At 65.1% G+C, this 20,801-nt stretch carries 16 protein-coding genes and 1 pseudogene; 2 read left to right on the top strand and 15 right to left on the bottom strand.

Going from position 1 to position 20,801, the window contains the following annotated elements; all coding sequences use genetic code 11:
- The 14 genes and pseudogenes from LQ144_RS14155 to LQ144_RS14090 form a co-directional block, all read right to left on the bottom strand.
- Positions 1–442 (bottom strand): annotated as a pseudogene (locus tag LQ144_RS14155) (bifunctional D-altronate/D-mannonate dehydratase); the annotation flags it as partial.
- A 47-nt stretch (positions 443–489) separates the two neighbouring features.
- Positions 490–1,911 carry a glucuronide transporter gene (gene uidB / locus LQ144_RS14150; protein WP_230119336.1) on the bottom strand — a complete coding sequence of 474 codons (1,422 nt, stop codon included), beginning with the start codon at positions 1,909–1,911 and terminating at the stop codon, positions 490–492.
- Positions 1,912–1,969: 58 nt separating this feature from the next.
- The gene (gene uidA, locus LQ144_RS14145; protein WP_230119335.1) at positions 1,970–3,826 is read right to left on the bottom strand and encodes a beta-glucuronidase; all 1,857 of its coding nucleotides are present in this window, start codon (positions 3,824–3,826) and stop codon (positions 1,970–1,972) included.
- 188 nt (positions 3,827–4,014) lie between these two features.
- Positions 4,015–5,448 carry a mannitol dehydrogenase family protein gene (locus LQ144_RS14140; RefSeq protein ID WP_230119334.1) on the bottom strand — a complete coding sequence of 478 codons (1,434 nt, stop codon included), beginning with the start codon at positions 5,446–5,448 and terminating at the stop codon, positions 4,015–4,017.
- Positions 5,445–6,851, bottom strand: a complete 1,407-nt coding sequence (gene uxaC / locus LQ144_RS14135; RefSeq protein WP_230119333.1) for a glucuronate isomerase — start codon at positions 6,849–6,851, stop codon at positions 5,445–5,447. Before uxaC ends, LQ144_RS14140 begins: the two co-directional genes overlap by 4 nt.
- Before the next feature lie 162 nt (positions 6,852–7,013).
- Positions 7,014–8,075, bottom strand: a complete 1,062-nt coding sequence (locus LQ144_RS14130) for a LacI family DNA-binding transcriptional regulator (protein WP_230119332.1) — start codon at positions 8,073–8,075, stop codon at positions 7,014–7,016.
- Between the two features lie 140 nt (positions 8,076–8,215).
- Positions 8,216–9,382 carry a Gfo/Idh/MocA family oxidoreductase gene (locus tag LQ144_RS14125; protein ID WP_230119331.1) on the bottom strand — a complete coding sequence of 389 codons (1,167 nt, stop codon included), beginning with the start codon at positions 9,380–9,382 and terminating at the stop codon, positions 8,216–8,218.
- 57 nt (positions 9,383–9,439) lie between these two features.
- Positions 9,440–10,276, bottom strand: a complete 837-nt coding sequence (locus LQ144_RS14120; RefSeq protein ID WP_230119330.1) for a sugar phosphate isomerase/epimerase — start codon at positions 10,274–10,276, stop codon at positions 9,440–9,442.
- Positions 10,277–10,406: 130 nt separating this feature from the next.
- Positions 10,407–11,282 carry an ATP-binding cassette domain-containing protein gene (locus LQ144_RS14115; RefSeq protein ID WP_230119329.1) on the bottom strand — a complete coding sequence of 292 codons (876 nt, stop codon included), beginning with the start codon at positions 11,280–11,282 and terminating at the stop codon, positions 10,407–10,409.
- Entirely contained in the window at positions 11,279–13,150 is a 1,872-nt protein-coding gene (locus LQ144_RS14110) for a dipeptide/oligopeptide/nickel ABC transporter permease/ATP-binding protein (RefSeq protein ID WP_230119328.1), read from the bottom strand. The genes LQ144_RS14115 and LQ144_RS14110 overlap by 4 nt, the downstream gene beginning before the upstream one ends.
- Complete coding sequence (locus LQ144_RS14105) at positions 13,147–14,088, bottom strand: ABC transporter permease (protein WP_230119327.1); 942 nt, start codon at positions 14,086–14,088, stop codon at positions 13,147–13,149. The genes LQ144_RS14110 and LQ144_RS14105 overlap by 4 nt, the downstream gene beginning before the upstream one ends.
- Before the next feature lie 6 nt (positions 14,089–14,094).
- Positions 14,095–15,618: an ABC transporter substrate-binding protein gene (locus LQ144_RS14100; RefSeq protein ID WP_230119326.1), complete on the bottom strand. Its 1,524-nt coding sequence runs from the start codon at positions 15,616–15,618 to the stop codon at positions 14,095–14,097.
- A gap of 207 nt (positions 15,619–15,825) precedes the next feature.
- Positions 15,826–16,836, bottom strand: coding sequence for a Gfo/Idh/MocA family oxidoreductase (locus LQ144_RS14095; protein ID WP_230119325.1), 1,011 nt, complete (start codon positions 16,834–16,836; stop codon positions 15,826–15,828).
- Positions 16,833–17,681: a TIM barrel protein gene (locus tag LQ144_RS14090; RefSeq protein WP_230119324.1), complete on the bottom strand. Its 849-nt coding sequence runs from the start codon at positions 17,679–17,681 to the stop codon at positions 16,833–16,835. The genes LQ144_RS14095 and LQ144_RS14090 overlap by 4 nt, the downstream gene beginning before the upstream one ends.
- 241 nt (positions 17,682–17,922) lie before the next feature.
- Here LQ144_RS14090 and LQ144_RS14085 point away from each other — a divergent pair, with 241 nt between their 5' ends.
- Both LQ144_RS14085 and nadE read left to right on the top strand, forming a co-directional pair.
- Positions 17,923–18,960, top strand: coding sequence for a LacI family DNA-binding transcriptional regulator (locus LQ144_RS14085; RefSeq protein ID WP_230119323.1), 1,038 nt, complete (start codon positions 17,923–17,925; stop codon positions 18,958–18,960).
- A gap of 50 nt (positions 18,961–19,010) precedes the next feature.
- A complete protein-coding gene (nadE, locus tag LQ144_RS14080) occupies positions 19,011–19,865 on the top strand; it encodes an ammonia-dependent NAD(+) synthetase (RefSeq protein ID WP_230119322.1) in 855 nt (284 codons plus the stop codon).
- Between the two features lie 9 nt (positions 19,866–19,874).
- Here nadE and LQ144_RS14075 read toward each other — a convergent pair whose 3' ends face one another.
- Positions 19,875–20,789 carry an NADP-dependent oxidoreductase gene (locus LQ144_RS14075; RefSeq protein WP_230119321.1) on the bottom strand — a complete coding sequence of 305 codons (915 nt, stop codon included), beginning with the start codon at positions 20,787–20,789 and terminating at the stop codon, positions 19,875–19,877.
- Positions 20,790–20,801 lie beyond the last annotated feature (12 nt).

Here is a 20,801-nt window from a genome sequence, read left to right as displayed (position 1 = left end):
TCCGGACCGACTTGTAGCCGAGTTCCAGGTGCTCGCGGACCGAGTCGAACAGTGAGGGGATGTCCGCGCCGGAGGCGTGGCCGTAGGCGCGCAGCCCGTTGCGGGACGCCCCGCCCAGGAGCTGGTAGACCGGCATCCCGGCGACCTTGCCCTTGATGTCCCACAGCGCCATGTCCACCGCCGCGATCGCGGCCATCGTCACCGGGCCGCGGCGCCAGTACGAGGACCGGTACAGGAACTGCCAGGTGTCCTCGATCCGGTGCGGGTCCTTGCCGATCAGCAGCTGCGCGACGTGTTCCTTGAGGTACGCGGCCACGGCCAGTTCGCGGCCGTTCAGGGTGGCATCACCGATGCCGGTCACGCCGTCCTCGGTGGTGATCCGCAGGGTCACGAAGTTACGGGAGGGGCTTGTCACAAAGACTTCCGCGGCAATGATTTTCACAACAGGTCCTTTCGAGCGGGGGGCTGGGTCGAGGCTGGTTCTGGAATTTAGTTGGAGTTGGGCGCGAGCGGTTTGGCGGCAGCCCTTGAGGTGGCGGCTTCCGAGGATGCGGCGGCCGATCCTTCGGCTCCGCCTTGTTCACTGGTGCGGCGTGCCCGGATCTCGGTGAGAATCTCGGCGTGCATGGCGTCAGTGAGGTTGTACTTGGACATGACCAGGACGGCCAGGATGGTCAGCACGGCGGGGATGGCGCCGGCTGCGAGCTGGATTCCGAAGATGGCCTCGGCGGTCTGTGCACCGCCGGACTTGTAGCCGCCCAAGGCCAGTGCGTAGGCGGCGAGCGCGCCGCCCACAGCCTGACCGGTCTTCCGGGTAAAGGAGAACAGCGCGTAAGTGATGCCCTCGGTCCGGACACCGGTCTTCCATTCGCCGTACTCCACAGTGTCGGCTTCCAGGGCCCACACCACGATGTTGACGGCGAGGACGCCCACGAGGCTGATCACCAGGCCGGTGAAGCCGATCCAGACCTGGCTGGCAGGGGTGAAGAAGATGATGGCGCCACCGATGACGGTGAGCAGCGACGAGTAGATGTACACGCGCTTCTTGCCGATGCTGCGGACCAGCTTGGGCATGAAACCTGCCAGCACGAACGTGACGACCAGCTGAATGATGGACAGGACCGGATACAGGTCGAGGCGGCCGAGGACGTCGCGCAGGTAGTACAGCTGCACGGAGGTCAGTGCGAGGTAGCCGGAGAGGAAGAAGAAGGAGCTGATGCACAGCATCAGGAGGGGCTTGTTGCCCTTCAGGGTTTCCATGCTCTGCTTGAGGGACACGTTCGGGACCGCGCGGTGGACGCGTTCCTTTGCGGTGAGGACTGTGAAGAAGTACAGGGCCGCGCCGATCACGACGAATACCATCGTGATGGTGGTGAAGGTTGCCTGCAGGTCAGCGCCGGGCTTGATGAGCGGTGCCACGAAGATACCGAGGGCCGAACCCACCAGCAGGCCGCCAACCATGCGTGCCGATCCCAGCTTGGCGCGCTCCCCCGGGTCCTGCGTCATGGCGCCGGCCAGGGAGCCGTAGGGGATGTTGACCAGGCTGTAGGCCAGGCCAAGGGCTGCGTAAGTGACGTAGGCGTAGAGCAGGGTGCCGGACTCGCCCAGCTGGGGGACGGAGAAGGTTGCAACGCTTAGGAGCAGCAGCGGGATGGAGCCGAACATGATGAATGGACGGAACTTCCCGAAGCGCTTGCTGAAGCTACGGTCCACCATGCGGCCGGCAAGGACATCGGCGAACGCGTCGAAAATCCTGACGGCCAGCAGCAGGGTGCCGGCCGCGGCGGCGGAAATGCCCGCAACGTCTGTGTAGTAGACGAGGAGGAACATAGTGGCCGTGGTGAAGGCCAGGTTGTTGGCGGCGTCGCCGGCGCCATAGCCGATGATGTTCAGTTTGCTCAGTTTCTTCATGATTGGGCTCCTTTACCCGGTGCCGTCCCCGCGGGGCCGGCGAAAAATGATGAAAACGTTAGGGGGTGGTGGTGACCGCGATGGTTTTGTCGCTGCCGTTCTTGACTCCGGCGAGCGCGGTCCAGCGCTGGCGCAGGGCGAATGCGGCGGGTTTGGGCCGGCGGTCGCGGGTGAAGACGCCCTTCTTGTTGCCGTCCACCCGCATGATGCCGTTGGACGTTTGGAAGTCTGCGAAGTTCCACACCTGCTCGCCCACCATGGCTTCTACCCGGTCGAAGACGCGGTGGTACATGGCCAGGAAGGCTGCCTGGTATTCCTCGCTCCAGGGCTGCTCATAGATGGAGTGGAAGCCGGGCATGGTGTCCGGCCCGTACTCGGTCATGATCATTGGCTTGCCGTACTTGGCTTCCCATTCCCGAAGTTCCTTCTCCAGGACCTGTTCCGCTGTTTCCAGGTCCCCGTTGTTCAGGTACCAGCCGTAGTAGCGGTTGAGCATGATGACGTCGAAGAGGTCACCCAGCAGTTCCTTGTCCGGGGTGTCGAACATGACGTTGACGTAGCCCACGGGGCGGGTGGGGTCCAGCTGACGGGTCAGTTCGGCCAGCGGCTGGAAGTATTCGCGGGCGCCTTCCTCCGAACCGTTGGGTTCGTTGGCGATGGACCAGATCACTACAGACGGGTGGTTCTTGTCGCGGGCCACGAGTTCCGTAATGGCCTGGCGGTGGTTCGCGGCGGTATTGGCGTCCACGCCGCCGTCGACGTACGTCTTTTTCGCTATGCCGCCGAACACGGCGCCGAAGCCAAGGTGCAGGCCCACGGCAGCGGTTTCGTCGATCACCACGATGCCGTGGCGGTCAGCGAACTCCATGACTTCCTCGGCGTACGGGTAGTGCGAGGTGCGGAAGGAGTTGGCGCCCACCCAGTCCAGGAGCCGGAAGTCGTTGACCATCTGGGCGTTGCTGTGGCCCTTGCCGATGGCGACATGGTCCTCGTGCATGCCGAAGCCCGTGAAGTAGAAGGGCTCCCCGTTGATGAGGAATTCCTTGCCGCGTGCTTCGACTGTCCGCACGCCCACGGGCAGCGTGTAGCTGTCCAGCAGCCGGCCGCCGTCGTGGATTTCAGCGGTCAGGTTGTATAGGTATGCCGCGCCGGGCTTCCAGAGCACGACGTCGTTGATCACCAGGGCGCCCTCGGCGCCTTCCGCGCGGGACACCTCGACGCCGTCTGCATCCTTGAGGGAAACAGTCACCGTTTCGCTGCCGGAGCCGCCCGCCGTCGCGATGGTGTAGTCAACGGTGCCGGTGGCGCCGTCGAAGCCGGTCACTGCCGTGACGTCGTCCACCGTGACGGCGGGCGTGCTGTAGAGCCAGACGCTGCGGTGGAGCCCGGCGTAGTTGTAGAAGTCATGGAGGTAGCTCTGCTGCCGGCGGCCGTCCTCGGTGACGGTGATGCTGCCCGGCGGGATGGTGGCCTGGGTGAGTTCGTTGTTCACGGAGATCGTGAGCCGGAAAGCCTGGCCCGGGGTGACGTGGTCCGTGATGTCGGCGCTGAACGGCATGTAGCCGCCGGTGTGCTCGGCGACCAGGACGTCGTTCACCCAGACCATGCCTTCGTGGGTAGCGGAGTCGAGGCGGACGTGGACCCGCTCCCCGGCCCAGCTGCGGGGAACGCGCACTTCGCGCTGGTACCAGACGTAGCCCACGTGGTCGCGGATGGCCTTGTCCGGGAAGACGTCGTTGTAGCTGGCCGGAACACCCATTTCGAGGCAGGTTTCCAGCGGAGCCTTGAACCATTCCTGCCGGTGTCCGGCACGGTCGAAGTCCACCTGGAAGCGATAGAGGCCGTCGAGGTTGACCATTTCACGGGTTTCGTTTGCCTGGGGCTTGAGCATTTTGGCGAAGTCCTTACGCGTCATTGCGGGGTGGGTCTGGGGAGGATTGCGGGTGCCCGGGGTCGCGGCCGGGTTTTTGCTCTTGTTGGAATCCTAATCACTTGGCAATCATTTGGCAAGCGGTTGCCATCATTTTGATGAAACTTCATGAAACACTGCTGCCCGACTCCCCGTGATCCGGGAGCCGGGCAGCAGTGCACGTACGGAGGACGCTACGGGAAGACAGCCAGCTCCCCGAACGTTCCGCACAGGTCTGCAATCAGCTCGACGACGGCGGGGTCCCCGGCCAGGGCCGGATCCACCAGGCCCAGCAGGGCACGGATCCGCTCCGCGCCGCTGAGCCGGTTGGCTTCGGCCGCCTCGCTAGCCAGCGGATCCTGGAACGCTGCCGCGGCGGCGCTGTCATCCATCCACGCAGCGATCATGAGCGCCGCCGCCGCACCGGACCGCCCCGCTGCACGTTCGGCCCGCAGCACCGGAACGGCGCGCATCCGCAGTTTGGTGCTGCCGTCCATCGCAATCTGCGCGAGGTTGTGGGCAATCCGGGCATTGCTGAAGCGTGCCAGCAACGCAGCGCGGTAAGCCGGGATCTGCAGTTCCGCAGGATTTCCGTCCGGCCCGGAAAGGTTCGCTTCCGCCTCGTCCCAGAACTTTTCAACGGCCTGCAGGCAGAGCGGGTCCGCCAAAGCCTGGGCCACTGTGGTGTGGCCGCGAAGCTGCCCGGCGTAGGCCAGCAAGGAGTGCGCGCCGTTCAGGAGCCACAGTTTGCGGTTCTCGTACGGTTCAATGTCGGCCACGAACACGGCACCGGCGTCTTCCCAGCGCGGGCGTCCCGCGGGGAAATCCCCGCTGAGCACCCAGTTGGCGAAGGGCTCGGCCACCACGGGTGAATTGTCGCGGTAACCGCACTCGGCCTGGACGGCGGCAATGTCCGCATCGGTGGTCCGCGGGGTGATGCGGTCCACCGAGGTGCTGACGAAGCTGATGTTGGCGTCAATCCATCCGGCCAGGCCTGCGTCCCACGCCCCGGCCATGCCCACCACGGCGTTGTGCGCCACGGTGCCGTTGTTGGAAAGGTTGTCGCAGCAGACCACGGCGAGCGGTCCGGCGGCAGCAGTCCGGCGGGCGGCGAGGGCCAGCACCAGCCGGCCCAGCGGCGTCGTCGGATTTCCGCTGCCGGACGCCATCAGCGCAAGGTCGGCAACGACGTCGGACGCCGTCCGGTCGAGTTGCCCGTCGGCGCCGAGCCGGTAGGCAGCTTCGGTGATGGTCAGGGTGACGACGGCGGTGGCGGGCGCGGCAACCAGCTCCGCGAGCCGCTGCACGTCGGCGCCGTCCACGGCCTCCACGATGCTGCTGACCACAGTGAAGGAGTCGCCGCCGTCAGCGCGTTCCACCAGGGTGAACAGCCCGTCCTGTTCGGCCAGCGCCAGCGCTGCGTCGGGGCGTCGGCCGGTGAAGGCTGCGATGCCCCAGTCGGCGGCGTCAGCCGACAGGTGGGTGTACCAGGCCTGGTGCGAGCGGTGGAAGGCGCCCAGTCCCAGATGGACGATCCGCACGGGTGCCTTGGCAGACGGCCTCAGGCTGCGGCTGAGTTGGGGAAGCTCGACGGCGGGTTCCGGCGCGGATTTCAGTTCGATGCTCACAGCTTGAAGACCCTTCGGGGCGAGCCGTCGACGATGTCGACGATCAGTTCATGGGCGCGGTCCTCGCCGACGCGGTGCTCCGCTACCAGCCTGGCCAGGAAGGAGGCCTCGATCCGGCGGGAGGCATCGTGGCGCGCGGGGATGGAGCAGAAGGCCCGGGTGTCGTCGATGAAGCCGGACGAGCGGGAGAACCCGGCCGTCTCCGTGACGGCGGAACGGAAGCGCAGCATGGCGTCCGGTGCGTCCAGGAACCACCACGGGGCACCGAGGTAGACGGACGGGTAGAAGCCTGCCAGCGGCGCGAGTTCGCGGGAGAACACGGTCTCGTCCAGGGTGAAGAGCACCAGGTGGAAGTCCTTGGCGGTGCCGAAGTCCTGCAGCAGCGGGCGGATTGCCTCGGTGTAGTTGGTGGCGACGGGAATGTCGTGGCCTGTGTCTGCACCGTAGGTGTTGAACGTGGGCTCGTGGTGGTTGCGGTAGGACCCCGGGTGGATGGTCATGACCAGGCCGTCCTCCACGGACATCCGCGCCATCTGGTACATCATGTGGGCTTCGAAGTCGTCGCGGTCCTGCGCCGTGGCCTGGCCCGAGCGGGCGCGGTCGAACAGCTTGGCCGCATCGCCGGCGTCGAGCTTGAGCGTCACGGGAGTGCGGACGCCGTGGTCCGCGGAGACTGCGCCGTGTTCCACGAAGTAACGACGCCGGTTTTCCAGAGCCGTGACGTAGCCGGCATAGCCGGTGGCGCCGTCGCCCGCTGCCGCGATGAGCCGGTCCGCGTTCGCGGACCAGGTGGGGTGCGCGATGTTCAGGTAGGCGTCGGGGCGGAAGGTGGGAAGGACTCGTCCGTGGAACGTGGGGTCCTCGGCGATCGCCTTGTGGCTGGCCAGGCTGTCCAGCGGATCGTCAGTGGTGGCCAGCACCTCGATGTTGAAGTCCTTGAAGAGCTGGCGGGGCCGGAAGCCCGGCTCGAGCAGCTTGGCAGATATCGCATCGTAGCTGGCATCGGCGGTCTCGGCGCTGATCTCGTGCTGGAGGCCGAAGACGCTGCTGAACTGGGTGCGGAGCCAGTAGCCGGAGGCCGTTCCCTCGAACAGCGGCCAGGCCTTGCAGAACTCGTGCCAGACGGTACGGGAGTCCGGTTCCCCCGCTGCCGAGCCCTTCAGCCGGTCCAGGGGAACGCCGCTGGCGTGGATCAGCCGCGTGACGTAGTGGTCCGGACTGACCAGCAGCGCTGCGGGGTCCGGGAAAGGGGTGTTGTGCTCGATGACTGCGGCGTCAACGTGCCCGTGCGGGGAAATGATGGGGAGGTCCTGGACGCGCTGCAGGAGGTCGCGCGCAATGCTGCGCGTTCCGGGATCCGCGGGCAGGAGCCGGTCTGGGTTGGCGGCAATCGACTGTGACATAGCTCAATGGTCCGGTCTTCCCCGGGTATTTGTCAACCGGTTGCCAAATATTGCCAGAGTGTCCCGGATTACTGTTCGCTACGGTTCCGGGCTGTCGCACCTGCGATCCGGGCCGCGGTTGTCCGAGACCGGCGCGGATATCCGGAAATGCCGCGGACTTGCTCAGCCCGCGGGCAGGAGCCGTCCGCTCGAGCCCCGCAGCACAAGCTCTGTTTCGACGCGCAGGGTGGCGGTCGGCTCCCCTGCGCCGTGCAGCAGGTCCAGCAGCAGCGTGGCAGCGCCCGAGCCGCACTCCCCCAGCGGCGAGCGAACGGTGGTGAGCGGAGGCGTGGTGAAATCCGCCCCGAAGATGTCGTCGAACCCCACGATGCTGATCTGGTCCGGGACCACCACCCCCGCGGCTTGGAGTTCCTGCATGAGCCCGATGGCCAGGAGGTCGTTGTAGGTCAGCACGGCCGTGGCACCGCTGGCGCGGACGTCGCGCGCCACCTGCCGGCCGCCGTCGACCGTGGGTTTGGTGGATTCCAGCCGCACGGCGTCGAGCCGGGACCATTCGCAGGCGGCCTGCACGCCTTCCCAGCGGCGGGCGGACATCCAGGACTGCGCAGGACCGGCAACGAAGGCAACCTTGTGGTGCCCGTTGGCCGCCAGGCTGCGGACTGCCTCGCTGATGCCCTTGTTCACGTCGGGAACCACGCACGGCACGCCGTCGACCTCGCGGTTGATGACCACCACGGGCTTGTCGCGGGCGATGGTCCGGATGTCGTCGTCGTCCATGCGCGGACTGGCAAGGATGAGGCCGTCCACGGTGGCCATCATCCGGCGGGCAGCCGTCAGCTCGGTGACGGCGGACTCGGCGGACTCGGCAAGTACCAGGGTGTAGTCGCGGAGAGTCGCGGTGGTTTCTGCGCCGCGGATGATGTCGAAGAACGTGGGGTTGGTGATGTCCGCGACGATCAGCCCGAAGGTGTTGGTGCGGCCGGTGGGGAGGGCCCGGGCGAACGGGTTGACGTGGTAGTTCAGTTCGGCGGCGGCATCCTCGATGAGTTTCTGCGTCTTGGCGCTGACGCGGCCGGGCTTGCTGAGCGCGCGGGAGACCGTGGACGGATTGACGCCGGCAACCTTGGCAATGTCGTAGATGGTGGCGTTGGATTTTCCGTCCCGGGCGTTCTTCTTGACCAGACCTGTTGGTGCGGCAACGTCCGGCGTCTTGGGTTCAGTCACCGCCCCATCCTAACGAGGAAACAACCCGACCAGGTCGCAGTTGTGGCCGTTTTGAGCGCTCAAACGGCCACAACTGCCAGTTAGTTGGGCGAGGGTTGGCCAGCGGTTGCCGGGCTGGGGTTGCGGGTTGCTGGAAGGGACTAGGAGCGCTCGGGGAACTTGCCCTCGTCCGCGATGCGCTTGTTCAGCTCGGCGAGGAACTCGTCCTCGTCGAAGTCCAGCCCCACCTCCGTGCCGGTCCAGCTGGAGAGGTGGATGGCGTTGGCCAAGCGGACGCCCTTGATGCCGTCCGATCCCGGGGCCAGCAGTGGGGTTCCGTCCAAAATGTTGGCCGCGAAGTTCTCCAGGACGCCGGAGTGCTGCGCGCCCCAGGCGGACTCGAACTCGATGACCTCTGTGGTGTAGTACTCCTCGGGATTCAGCTCGCCCATGAAGAGTTTGCGGACATCATCCATGTCCATGCCGTCGCTGAGTTCACGCTCGGGCTTCTTCAGGCGCGTCACCGTGGCGGTTTTGGAGTTTTCGACGACGATCTTGCCCTGGTCGCCCAGGATCTCGAAGCGGTCGGTCCCCACGAGGTCGTGCGTGGCCGTCACGAAGACGCCCGTGGCGCCGTTGCCATAGTCCACGACCGCAGTGACTTCGTCCTCCACTGCGATGTCGCGGCGGAAGCCGTAGGCAACCTTGGAGTAGACGGACTTGGGCACGCCGCAGATCCACTGCCACAGGTCCAGCTGGTGCGGTGCCTGGTTGACCAGCACGCCGCCGCCTTCGCCGCCCCACGTGGCGCGCCATTCACTGGAGTTGTAGTAGCCCTGCGGGCGCCACCAGTTGGTGATGATCCAGTTGGTGCGGCGGATGCTGCCGATCTCGCCGTTGCCGACGATCTCCTTGAGCTTCTGGTACAGCGGGTTGTTGCGCTGGTTGAACATGATGGCGAAGGAGAGCTCAGGCTTGCCGGCGGCAAACTCGTTGAGCTCCCTAACCTGCTTCGTGTACACGCCGGCGGGCTTCTCCACGAGCGCGTGGATGTTGCGCTTGAGCGTTTCGATGCCCATTTCCGGATGCAGGAAGTGCGGCACGCAGGTGACCACGGCATCCACGTCGCCGCTTTCCAGCATGGCGATGTAGTCGTCGTAGAAGGCAACCTCCGGGTACGTGGCCGAGGCCAGTTCCTTCTTGGCGGGGTCGGTGTCGCAGATGGCGCCGATCTCCATGTTCGGGACCAGCCCGTCGGTGATGAACCTGGCGTAGGCGCCGCCCTGCTGGCCCAGGCCGATGATGCCCAGGCGTACTTTGGTGCTCACAGATAATTTCCTTTTCGTTGGTTGAGCTTGTCGAAACCGGATGATCGGGATCAGTGGTTAGAAGAGGCCCGCGTGGCCCATGGCCACCAGGTTGTCGTAGGAGGTCTGCAGGGCATCCCACACAGTGCGGCCGTAGAGTTCGTCCTGCTCCACGAGCATGTACTGGGCGCCGGCAGCCTGCGCGGCCGGAATGATGGCGGGGAAGTCCAGGTTGCCTTCGCCCACTTCGGCGAACTGCACCACGTTCTTGAACTCCGCCATGAAGCCCATAAAGTCCCCGGAGTCCAGCAGCCCGAAGGAGGACTCGGGCAATTCGCCGATCCGGTAGTCCTTCAGGTGCACCATGGCCGTACGGCCCGCGTACTTTTCCAGGGTGCGGACAGGGTCGAGGCCGCCGCGCTGTACCCAGTGAACATCGATTTCCATGCCCATGGCGGGGGAGTTCTCGGCGATGATGTCCAGCATGTACTTCCCGTCGAACTTCGCGAACTCGATGTGGTGGTTGTGGTAATACAGGCCGAGGCCCTGTTCCCGCAGGCGTTCGGCGTATTCGTTCGCCTGCTTGGCGAAGTCAATGACTGCGCCAATCGATTTCATGGCGGGGAACGGCAGCATGCCGATCCGAAGAAGCGTGGAGTCGAGGCGCTTGGCGTCATCCACGATCTTGTCGAAGTCGTCCCTGAGCGAGTCACCGGGACGGCCTTGGGGTGTCTCCATGGCCACGGACAAGGCTGCAATATCCATGCCCAGTTCGCTGCGGGAACGCTCCAGTTCAGCGACGTTTTCCGGAGTCATGGGAATCTGGGAGATCTCGACGGCGTTGTAGCCGATCGCGCTGACCTTGCGGAGCGTTTCAAACGCGCCGAGTTCGGTGAAGCTGTCTTTCAACATCATCGCTTGTACGCCAATTTTGGCCACTGTTTCCTCCGTGGTGTTCCGGGCCCCTAAGGGCCATTTTGCCGGTTTCGTGCTGTCACCCGATGCCGCCGCCCGGTGTTAGACGAACGCTGTTAGGCGAACGCCGTTAGGCGACGGCGCCGGCCTGTTCAATTTGATGCTGCTGGTTTTCCAGCAGCCGGTGCCGGTCCGCCCGGCGCTGTTCCTGCCGGTCCGGATCGGGGACCGGAGACGCCAGCAGCAGCCGCTGGGTGTAGGGGTGGTCGGGGTCGGTGGTGACGACGCCGGCGGGGCCCTGTTCGACGATCTCCCCGTGGTACATCACGGCGACGCGGTGGCTGATGTGCCGGACCACGTCGAGGTCGTGGGAGACGAACAGGTAGGAAACGCCGGTGTCCTTCTGGATCTGCAGGAACAGGTCGAGCACCCGCGCCTGGGTGGACAGGTCCAGGGCACTGACGGGTTCGTCGCAGACAATCAGCTTCGGCGAGAGTGCCAGGGCTCGGGCGATCGCGACCCGCTGGCGCTGGCCGCCGCTGAACTCACGCGGCAGCCGGTGGATGGCGTCCGAGGGCAAGCCCACCTGGTCGAGTAATTCCTTGACGCGCTTCCTGGCCGCTACGGACTCCATGCCCTGTACCCCGAGGGGCTCGGCGAGGATGGCGCCGATCTCCAGGGCCGGGTTCAGCGAGGTGTATGGATCCTGGAAGACCACCTGGAGGTCGCGGCTGAGCGTGCGCCGTTGCTTGCGCGTGGCGTGGCTGATGTCTTTGCCTTCGAAGATGATCTTTCCGCCCGTCACCGGGGCAAGGCCCAGGACTGCCCGGCCCAGGGTGGTTTTTCCGGAACCGGACTCCCCCACCAGACCCAGGGTTTCGCCCTGGCCGATGGAAATACTGATGTCCGTCAGGGCCCGGAACGGCTTGGCCCGGAACTTCTTGCTGGGATATTCCACAACCAGGTTGTCCACCGTCAGCAGCGGGGCGCTCTCCGTGGTGCTCATGCGACCGGCTCCTTCTGGCTGGATACAAGCATGGACATGGGTGTTTTGCCTTCGAGCATCGACGCCAGGAGGGTCCGGGTGTAGTGCTCTTTCGGGTTGCGGAGGATGTCGCGGACGGACCCTTCCTCCACAAGCCGGCCGTTCTGCATGACGGCCACGCGGTCGCAGAGGTCCGCCACCACACCGAAGTTGTGGGTCACCAGGATGACGCCGATGTTCAGTCGCTGCTGGAGTTCGCGCAGGAGGTCCAGGACGTCGGCCTGCACCGTGACGTCCAGGGCCGTGGTGGGCTCGTCGGCGATCACCAGGTCCGGCTCGCAGCTGATGGCTCCCGCGATCAGCACACGCTGGGCCATGCCTCCGGAGACCTCGTGCGGGTAGGCGCCAAACGTCCGGTGCGGATTGACGATTCCGACGTCGGTCAGGAGCTTCAGCGCCCGCGCCGTCGCCTCAGCCTTCGAGATTCCCAGGACACGCACCATCGGCGTCACCAGCTGGTAGCCGATGGTGAAGGCGGGGTCCAGGTTGCTCATGGGCTCCTGCGGAATGTAGGAGATCCTCCTGCCGCGCAGCTTGGACAGCCGCGCCTGGTCGACGCGTTCCTCGCCCGGTGCCACGGTGTAGTTGCCGTCGAACTGGATGGAACCGGCCACGAGCCGGGCGTTGTCCGGAAGCAGACCCAGGATGGAGAACGCCGTCTGGGACTTGCCCGAACCGGATTCACCCACAATGCCCAGGATCTCGCCGCGGTCCACGTGGAAGGAAACGTCGTCCACCACCTTCTTGACGGTGCCGTCTGCCTGCGGGTAGCCGACGCCGAGGTTGGTCACCTTTACCAGGTGGTGCTCGGTTCCGGCGTCGACGGCGGCCACCGACTTACGTGACTGGCGCGCGGTGGCTGGTGCCGCCGTCGTGCCCATCACCGGGGTTGCCTGCTTCTTGCGGTGCCTGATCTTTTCGCCATCCTCCAGAGCGTCACGGATGGCGTTGCCCAGCAGGACCAGCCCGCCGATGGTCAGCGCCATGGCCACAGCCGGCCAGAACAGCAGGGTCGGGTTCAGGTAGACGTTCTTGAAGCCTTCCGAGAGCATGACGCCCCAGGTGGCCTTGGTGGGATCGCCCAAGCCCAGGAATTCCAGGCCGGATTGGATGGCGATGGCAACACCTGCAATCGCCGCGGTCTGGATGATGATGGGTGCCCGGACCACGGAGAAGATGTGGCGGGCAATGATGCTGAGGTCGGAGAGCCCGGACACGCGTGCGGCGTCAACATACAGTTCGTTCCGGACCGACTGGACGGCTGTGCGGGTCAGCCGGAAGTAGGACGGACTGATCAGGACGCCGAAGGCGATCATGGACATCCATACCGACGGGCCGAAGGCCGCCCGGATGGTCAGCAGCACGATCAGGCCGGGGAGGCTCATGAGAATGCTGACCACCCAGTTGGAGACCGCCTCGAACTTTCCGGAATAGTAGCCGGCGATCAGGCCGGCCGGCAGGCCGATGACAATGGCGACGCCGGCGCACAGCAACGCCGAAAGAAGCGTCAGCTGCGCACCGAACAGCAGCCGGCTCCAGACATCACGGCCTGAACTGTCAGTTCCGAGGATGTTCACGGAGTCCGGTGCGGCCAGGGTTTTGGCGATGTTTGCGTGATTCTGGTCAAAGGGCGCCAGAACGGGCGCGAGGATGGCCAGAAACGAGATCGCCAGCAGAATTACCGTGGCAGCGATGCCAAGGGGGTTCTTGAACAGGCGCCGGATCACGGTGGAGCGGACCACAGTGCCGCTCTGCCCCGCGTGATTGGAGGGCGTGGGGGCGGCAGGTGCAGGGGCGGCAGCTGCCGCGGTTTCCACGGAATCGCTCATGACACACGTACTTTCGGGTTGAGCCAGCCATTAAGAATGTCCACCAGCAGGTTCACCACAATGACGACGACCACCGTGTACATAACGACGCCCATCACCACGGGAAGATCCGACTGGCCGGTAGCGGCGACCGCCAGCGGACCCATGCCCGGAAGGGCAAAGATCTGCTCGATGATGACCACTCCGCCAAGCATGCCGATCAGCTGCAGGCTCAGCACGGTCAGGCCGGCCGGTGCAGCACTGCGCAGTACGTGCTTGAAGAGGATCTCGCGCTCACCGATGCCGCGGCTGCGCAGGGTGCGGACATAGTCGCGCTCAAGCTGTTTGATGACCGCGCTGCGGATCTGCTGCGCGCCTCCCGTGACGCCGTTGATCAACAGGGCAATCACGGGAAGGGACATGGAATAGACCCACGCCTCGGCCCCGGAGTCCGGGGAGATGGTGCTGGTGGCAGGGAACAGTCCCATCTGGATGGCCAGGATGGTGACCAGGATGACGCCAATCACGAACCCGGGGATCGAGTCCCCGATGATGGCGCCAACCTGGACCACCCTGTCCACCCAGCCGCGCTTGACGGCCGCGGCCACACCGATCAGTGCGGCGCAGATGGCGATCAGGATCATTGCGGTGAAAACCATGGTCATGGCGACCGGAATCCGGGTGGCCAGGGAATTGGCCACCGGTTCCGAGCTGAACCACGAAGCACCAAGGTTTCCGGTCAGGGCATCGCCCAGCCAGGAGAAATAACGGGTCATTAGGGGCTGGTCCAGCCCCAGCTCGTGTTCCTTCATCGCCACTTGTTCAACAGTGGCCTGGTCACCCAGGATGTTCCTGGCGATGCTTCCGCTGGAGACATAGAGCAGGCAGAAGGTGAGCGCGGAGACCACAAACAGCACCACCAGCCCGCTTCCCAGCCTTTTCGCAATGAACCTGATCATGGTGTCCTACTTGGCCGGTGAGTAGTTGTAGATGGACGGAACGGCCTGCTGGATCTGCGGCCTGACGTTCACCTTGGAGTTGTGGTAGTACATCTGGTTGACCCGGAACAGCGGGGCGAACCATGCCTGTTCGACGACGTACTTGTTGACTTCCTGAGCCAGCTTGCCGGCATCGGCACCTCCGTTGCGCACTGCCGCGATCTTGGCGTCCAGCTCCGGCGTCGCGTTCTTGAACGGGTTGTAGAGCGCTTTGGTGGAAACAATCTGGTCGGTGGCGACCGTGGGCTGGCCCTGGAAGAGCGAGAAGTACATGCTGGTGAACTTCTGCGCGGCAATGTCAGAGGTGAAGGTATTGGTCAGCGCGGCGCCAACCTTGAGGGTGATGCCCACGTCCGCCAACTGCTGCTGGACCACGGAGATCTGCGTTTCGAAACCGGGAACGCCAGGGATTTCCAGGGTTACGCCGCTTTCGAAGCCGGCTTCCTTGAGGAGCTGCTTTGCCTTGGCCGGGTCGTAGCTGTAGTAGTTCTCGAGCTCTTCGGTCCAGGCCCCGCTGGCCTTGCCGAACGGCTGGGACGTCGGGGTTCCCTGGCCCAGCATGACCTGGTCAAGGATCGTCTTGCGGTCGAAGGCGTAGTTAATGGCCTGGCGGACCTTGACGTTCGCGAGCGCCGGGTTCTTGGTGCCGTCGCGGTCCAGGAGGAGCAGGCCCTGCCAGTCCACTTCGTTGGCGGCCAGCTTCATCTTGGCGCCCTCCGCCTGCTTGCCGTTCTTGGGATCCAGGATCGTGGCATCGACCTGGCCGGAGACAAGGGCGTTGGTGCGGGCGGTAAGGTCCGGCAGGATCTTGAAGGTCAGCTTGGAGTACTTCTGTAGGTCCTTGTTCCAGTAGTCCTTGCGGGCAGTGAAAACGGTCTGGGAGTCCTTGACCGACGCCGCCTTGTCCATCACGTACGGGCCGGAGCCCACCGGTTCGGTCTTGATGCCTTCGCTTCCAAGTGCCTTGGGGCTGCCCATCAGGCCCGCAGCCTGGCTGAGGAAGTATTCCAGGGCCGGGTCCGGGGTGGTGAGGTTGATGTCGATGGTGTCGGCATCCACAACGGCCACATCTTTGACCGCATTGAGCTGGGCCATCTGCGGGCCGTTGGCCTTCTTGAAGTGGTCCATGTTCGCCTTGGCCGCTTCGGCGTCGAACTTGGCTCCGTCGCTGAAGGTGACGTCAGTCCGCAGGTCCACAGTGAGCTTGGTGCTGTTGCTGTTGTACTTCCAGGCGGTAGCCAGCATAGGGCTGAGCTTTCCGTCCGGTTCGCGGAGGATCAGGGTGTCATACACGGCCTGGTAGGGCTGGAGGACGTGCCCCACGTGGGCCTGGGCCGGGTCCCAGGAACGTACGTCCTGGATCGTGCCGATCGTCAGCGCAGTGGCGGCGCCGGCGGCTGAGCCGGAGTTTGCGGTGCCGCCGCACGCGGTCAGGGCAAGCGCCGCGCTGACTGTTAGGGCGGTCACTGCCGCCTTGGGACCTAACTTCATTGTTGGCTCCTTGGATCTTTGGAACGTGATGCTTACGGAATAGGCCGGTGTGGCGTGGACCACACCGGCCTTGCGAGATTCAGCGTACGCATTGTTGCCCGTTTTGGCAACCGATTGTCAAAACGACTGCCATTTTGACTCGAATGGGCTGAAATACCGCGGCCTGACTTTGCTCAAACAGCCACAACCAGTTGCCGAACAGACGGCTCAGGACATCCTGTGGGCAGGCGCCGGGTAGCTCTGCCGGTAAATATCCTTGATGATGCGCAGCGACTTTTCGGCCTCCGCGGGGCCGATCCAGAACGTCTCCGCCTCGTCCAGCCGGCCATAGAAGTCGTTGATCAGCAGCTCGTGCGACACACCCCAGTAGGAGCGGCCGCCGGAGTCGCTCTTGCGCTCCGGAGTGACGTCTACGCGTCCGTCCGCATAGGTGACCGTGAGGTCGTCCCGCAGGCTCAGGACGGCCTTTTCCGTGACGACGTCGAGTGTTACGGGCGCGTTGAAGGCATTGGCCAGGGTGGCATAGAAGGCGCTCCGGGCACCGTTGGCATGTTCCGCAACGAATTCCGCGGTGTCTTCCACCTCAATAGTGCCGGCCAGGAAGCGCGTGGAAGCGTTGCCGCTGACCGTCACGACGTCGCCAACCAGCCACTGGAGCAGGTCCACGGTGTGGATGGCCTGGTTCATCATCAGCCCGCCGCCACCGCCGGCCCACGTCCCCCGCCACGGGCGGCTTTGGTAGTACTCGGCGGAACGCTGCCACATCACTGTTGCCGACGCTCCCACCACGGCCCCCAGCTCGCCCGTAGAGAGCAGCGAGTGCATGGCCTGCGACGTTGCGTTGTACCGGTTCTGGAAGCACACGGCGATTTTCGCCCTGGCTGCCGAGGCGGCTTCAACCAGCCGCCGTCCCTCCGCCAGCGTGTGGGCCAGCGGCTTCTCCACGATGACATTGACGCCGCGCTCCAGGCAATCCGCAGCCACCGAGGCGTGCTGGTCATGCGGGGTGCAGATGTGCACCACGTCCGGCCGGACGGCCTCAATAAGGGCGAGGTGGTCAGCGAAGCCGGGGACGCCGTAGGCGGCCACCGCGGAAGCCAGCCGCCCCGGATCCGAATCGCAGACCGCAACCAGCGTGGCGCCGTCGAGCTTTGCAACCGCTTCGAAATGCACGGCGGAAACGTCGCCGCAGCCGATGACCGCCGCCGTCGTGCTCAAGAGAGTTCAACCCCATTTTTCGCGGCGAGCGCGGCAAAGGCGCGGGCCGCGACGCCGAAGGCCACCGGCCCCGAGAATCCGCCCAGCTCATGGGCGCTGGCCAGGTGGGGTTCCAGCGAGGCGAAGCCGGTGAAGCCGTCCGCCTTCAAGGCGGCAATGGTGGCGTCCAGTTCGCCGTCGCCCTCGCCAGAGGGCACCACTTCCCCGCTGGTGGACAGCGCATCCTTGACCTGGAAATACTCAAGGTAGGGGCGCAGCATGGCGTAGCCGTCGGTGTAGGGCTTGACGCCCACCTGGACGAAGTTGGCGTTGTCCCAGGCGATGCGCAGCGACGGGGAGTCCACGGTTTTCATGATGTCGAGGACGCGTTCGGGGGTGTCGCCGTAGATTCCCTTCTCGTTTTCATGCAGAAGCACGACGCCGGCCTCCGCGGCTTCCGCGGCCAGCGCACCCAGGCGGGCGATGACGTCGTCCCGGATGTCTTCCTGGCTCTGGCCTTCGGCCCGGTAGAACGAGAAGATACGGATGTATTTGGTATCCAGGCCCTTGGCCACGGAGATGATCTGGCGGAGCCGCTGCACTTCGTGCTCGACGGGCAGCGAGACGTCCACCTTGCCGATGGGGCTGGCCACGGCCGAGACCTTGAGGCCCTTCTCATCGAGGATTTCCTTGAGGGTGGCAACCTGCTGCGGTTCCAGCTCGGAGACATTAGTGCCCCAGGCGCTGCGCACCTCAATGTGGCTGGCACCTAAGGCCAGCAATACCGCGGCCTGCACCGCGGGATCCGGATCTATTTCATCGCCAAAGCCTGAGAGCGGCCAGACTGCGGTTGTTGATTTGCTCACGCGGATCTCCTGGGTTTAGCGGCCGCCGCGGTGAAAGCTCGCCTTCCTGCTCCAGCGCGGTGACCCAGTTCACAAACGGTGTCCAGGCCAGTTTAGCCAGCTTGGCCGGCAATGACAACCGATTGCCAAACTTTGACAATCTGTGGCATTCTTTGCTGACGGGATCTGTGGCGGCAGTCACAGGCCCGCCTGTCCGCCCCCGGCCATTCCGGCCCGGCCACCACGTTCAGAGAGGAGCGCCGTGGCTACGACGCAACCAGCAGCAGTGGACCGTCCGCCCACCATCCATGACATTGCCGCGCTCTGCGGCGTCGCGGCCTCCACCGTTTCCCGGGCCCTCTCGACTCCTGACCGCGTCAACATCAGGACGCGCCTGCGGATCGAGGCGGCTGCGGCCCAACTGCACTACATCCCCAACAGCCAGGCGAAGGCGCTCAGCTCCGGCCGGACAGGTGCCGTGGGAGTCCTGGTCCCGGACATTACCAACCCGTTCTACTTCGACCTCATCAGGGGCACGCAGCTCCAGCTCAAGGCGGCCGGGTACACCCAGCTGCTCGTGGACACGGAGGAATCCGATGAGGTGGAAGCCAGCACCATGGAGCAACTGCGCAAGAGTGCGGACGGCATCATTGTTGCCGCATCCAGGCTCAGTGACGAAGCCCTGCTGGCTGCGGCCGCAAAGATGCCTATGGTCACCATGAACCGCGACGTTCCCGGGGTCCCTGCGGTCCTCATTGACACCCCGTCCGCCACCAGTCAGGCCCTCGACCACCTCATCTCGCTGGGCCACACCCGGGTCGCCTACATGGCCGGGCCCACGACGTCCCAGTCCAGCGAACGGCGCTGGACCGCATTGTCCGAGGCAGCCGAGGAACGCGGCGTGGAAGTCCGCAGGCTCGGTCCGTTCGCCCCCAAGACGCAGTCCGGCGCAGCTGCCGCGGACGCCGCCGTGCACAGCGGAGTGACTGCGTGCATCGCGTTCAACGACCTCATCGCCATCGGCATGCTCCAGCGCCTCCGCGAACGCGGCATCCGTGTTCCCGAGGACATGAGCATTGTGGGCTGCGACGACATCTTCGGCGCCGACTTCTGCAATCCGCCGCTGTCCACCATGGCGTCACCGATTGAACAAGCCGGCCGCGTGGCCGTCTCCATGCTGCTGGCCCAGCTGAACCCGCTGGCCGGCGGCGGCACACGCAGCAGGTCGGTGATGCCCACCCACCTGACGGTCCGAGGCTCCACCGGCCCGGCACCCGGCGCGACCCACGCATGGAAGTGACGGTGCGGACACAGTTGAGCGTTGCCGACGCCGCTGACTAGGCTGGGCACATGCGCGAACTCCAGGCCAAGATCATTGAAGAAATGGGCGTCCAGCCCCGGATCGATCCTCCCGAGGAGGTGCGCAAGCGCGTCACTTTCCTAAAGGAGTACCTGAAAGCCACCCGCACCAAGGGCTTTGTTTTGGGCATTTCCGGAGGCCTGGACTCTTCGTTGGCGGGACGCCTTGCCCAGATCGCCGTCGAGGAGCTCCAGGCCGAGGGCACCGAAGCCAACTTCGTGGCGGTCCGCCTCCCCTACGGCGTGCAGCATGACGAAGACGACGCCCAGGCCGCCCTGGACTTCATCCAGGCAAAGACGGAGTGGACCTTCAACATTTCGGCGGCCGTGGACGGTTTCGAGGACGAGTTCGAAAAGACCGTCGGATCGGAGATCTCCGACTTCCATAAGGGCAATACCAAGGCCCGGACGCGCATGATCGCCCAGTATGCCCTGGCCGGTGAGCACAACTACCTGGTTATCGGCACGGACCACGGCGCCGAGTCCGTGACGGGGTTCTTCACCAAGTTCGGCGACGGCGGCGCGGACATCCTGCCGCTCTTCGGCCTGAACAAGCGGCAGAACCGTGCACTGCTTGCCGAACTTGGCGCGCCCGCACGGATTTGGGAGAAGGTGCCCACGGCCGACCTCCTGGACGGCAAGCCCGGCCGCACGGACGAGGACGAACTCGGCATCACGTATGACCAGATCGACGACTACCTCGAGGGCCGTGATGTCCCGGCGAACGTAGCCGTGACCATCGAGCAGAAGTTCCTGCGGACCCGGCACAAGCGCACCGTTCCGGTCAGCATCTTCGACACCTGGTGGAAGCACGAGGGTCCGGAGGAGCCCAGGGCAGGACTCTGATCCGGGCTCCTAGGGCAGCAGCACGATCTTGCCGCGGCCGTGGCCCGTCCTGCTGATCTCCAGGGCATCGGCAGCCTCAATGAGGGGCATCCGGTGGGAGATGTGGAAGGTGATCTGGCCGTCCGCAGTGAGGGTAGCCACTTCCTCAACGCGTCCTTCCAGCTGCCGGACGGCGGCGATTCCGGCTTCCGCCGAGTGCTTGCCGGGAACTGTTGTTACGGCGCGGCTGCGGTCCTGCAGCAGTTGGGCCGTCGCGGCAACGGCCTCGTCGTTGCCGATGGTGTCGAACACAGCGGTGACATCACCCGTGGCGTGGCTCAGATCCCGCACCCGGTCTGCCAGCCCCGCTCCGTAGGTCACGGGTTCGGCACCCAACTCGCGGAGGTACTCGTGGTTGGACTCGGACGCCGTGCCGACCACCCGTGCCCCGAGTGCTACGGCGATCTGGACCGCGGCCGAGCCCACTCCTCCGGCCGCGGCATGGATGAGGAGGGTGTCTCCGGGGCCCACTCCGAGCTGCTTCAGGGCAGAGTACGCGGTGCCGCCGGCCACGGGGATGCATGCCGCCTGTTCGAAGTCGACCCCGGCAGGGAGCGGGGTGAGCTGTTCGGCCGGGACCAGGGCTTCCGTGCGGTAGCCGCCGGTGAGGCCGTTCCAGATCACTTCATCGCCGACGGCAAACCCCTCGAAGGCGGGCCCCACAGCTGTGACCACGCCGGCTGCCTCGCTGCCGGGCACCGCCGGAAAATCCAGCGGTGCCCATTGTTTCAGGTAGCCGGCCACAAGTTTCCAGTCCACAGGGTTGACGCTGACCGCCCGGAATTCCACGCGGACTTGGCCCTCGCCGGGCTCAGGCAGTTCCTCGGCTCCTACCTTCAGGACCTGCGGGCCGCCGTATTCGTCGAAGTAGATCCTGGTGCTCATGGCGCTGGCTCC

It is taken from the genome of Arthrobacter sp. Bi83 (assembly GCF_918698095.1).
Classification (GTDB): domain Bacteria; phylum Actinomycetota; class Actinomycetes; order Actinomycetales; family Micrococcaceae; genus Arthrobacter.
The sequence above is the reverse complement of the archived record's forward strand: the minus strand, read 5'-3'. Positions and strand labels throughout refer to the sequence as shown.

Excerpts from the sequence above, each read along its gene's own strand:
- LQ144_RS14115 (WP_230119329.1), bottom strand. The coding sequence starts at position 11,282 with ATGAGCACCACGGAGAGCGCCCCGCTGCTGACGGTGGACAACCTGGTT.
- LQ144_RS14110 (WP_230119328.1), bottom strand. The coding sequence starts at position 13,150 with ATGAGCGATTCCGTGGAAACCGCGGCAGCTGCCGCCCCTGCACCTGCC.
- uxaC (WP_230119333.1), bottom strand. The coding sequence starts at position 6,851 with ATGTCACAGTCGATTGCCGCCAACCCAGACCGGCTCCTGCCCGCGGAT.
- LQ144_RS14105 (WP_230119327.1), bottom strand. The coding sequence starts at position 14,088 with ATGATCAGGTTCATTGCGAAAAGGCTGGGAAGCGGGCTGGTGGTGCTG.
- LQ144_RS14075 (WP_230119321.1), bottom strand. The coding sequence starts at position 20,789 with ATGAGCACCAGGATCTACTTCGACGAATACGGCGGCCCGCAGGTCCTG.
- uidB (WP_230119336.1), bottom strand. The coding sequence starts at position 1,911 with ATGAAGAAACTGAGCAAACTGAACATCATCGGCTATGGCGCCGGCGAC.
- LQ144_RS14100 (WP_230119326.1), bottom strand. The coding sequence starts at position 15,618 with ATGAAGTTAGGTCCCAAGGCGGCAGTGACCGCCCTAACAGTCAGCGCG.
- LQ144_RS14120 (WP_230119330.1), bottom strand. The coding sequence starts at position 10,276 with ATGATGTTGAAAGACAGCTTCACCGAACTCGGCGCGTTTGAAACGCTC.
- nadE (WP_230119322.1), top strand. The coding sequence starts at position 19,011 with ATGCGCGAACTCCAGGCCAAGATCATTGAAGAAATGGGCGTCCAGCCC.
- uidA (WP_230119335.1), bottom strand. The coding sequence starts at position 3,826 with ATGACGCGTAAGGACTTCGCCAAAATGCTCAAGCCCCAGGCAAACGAA.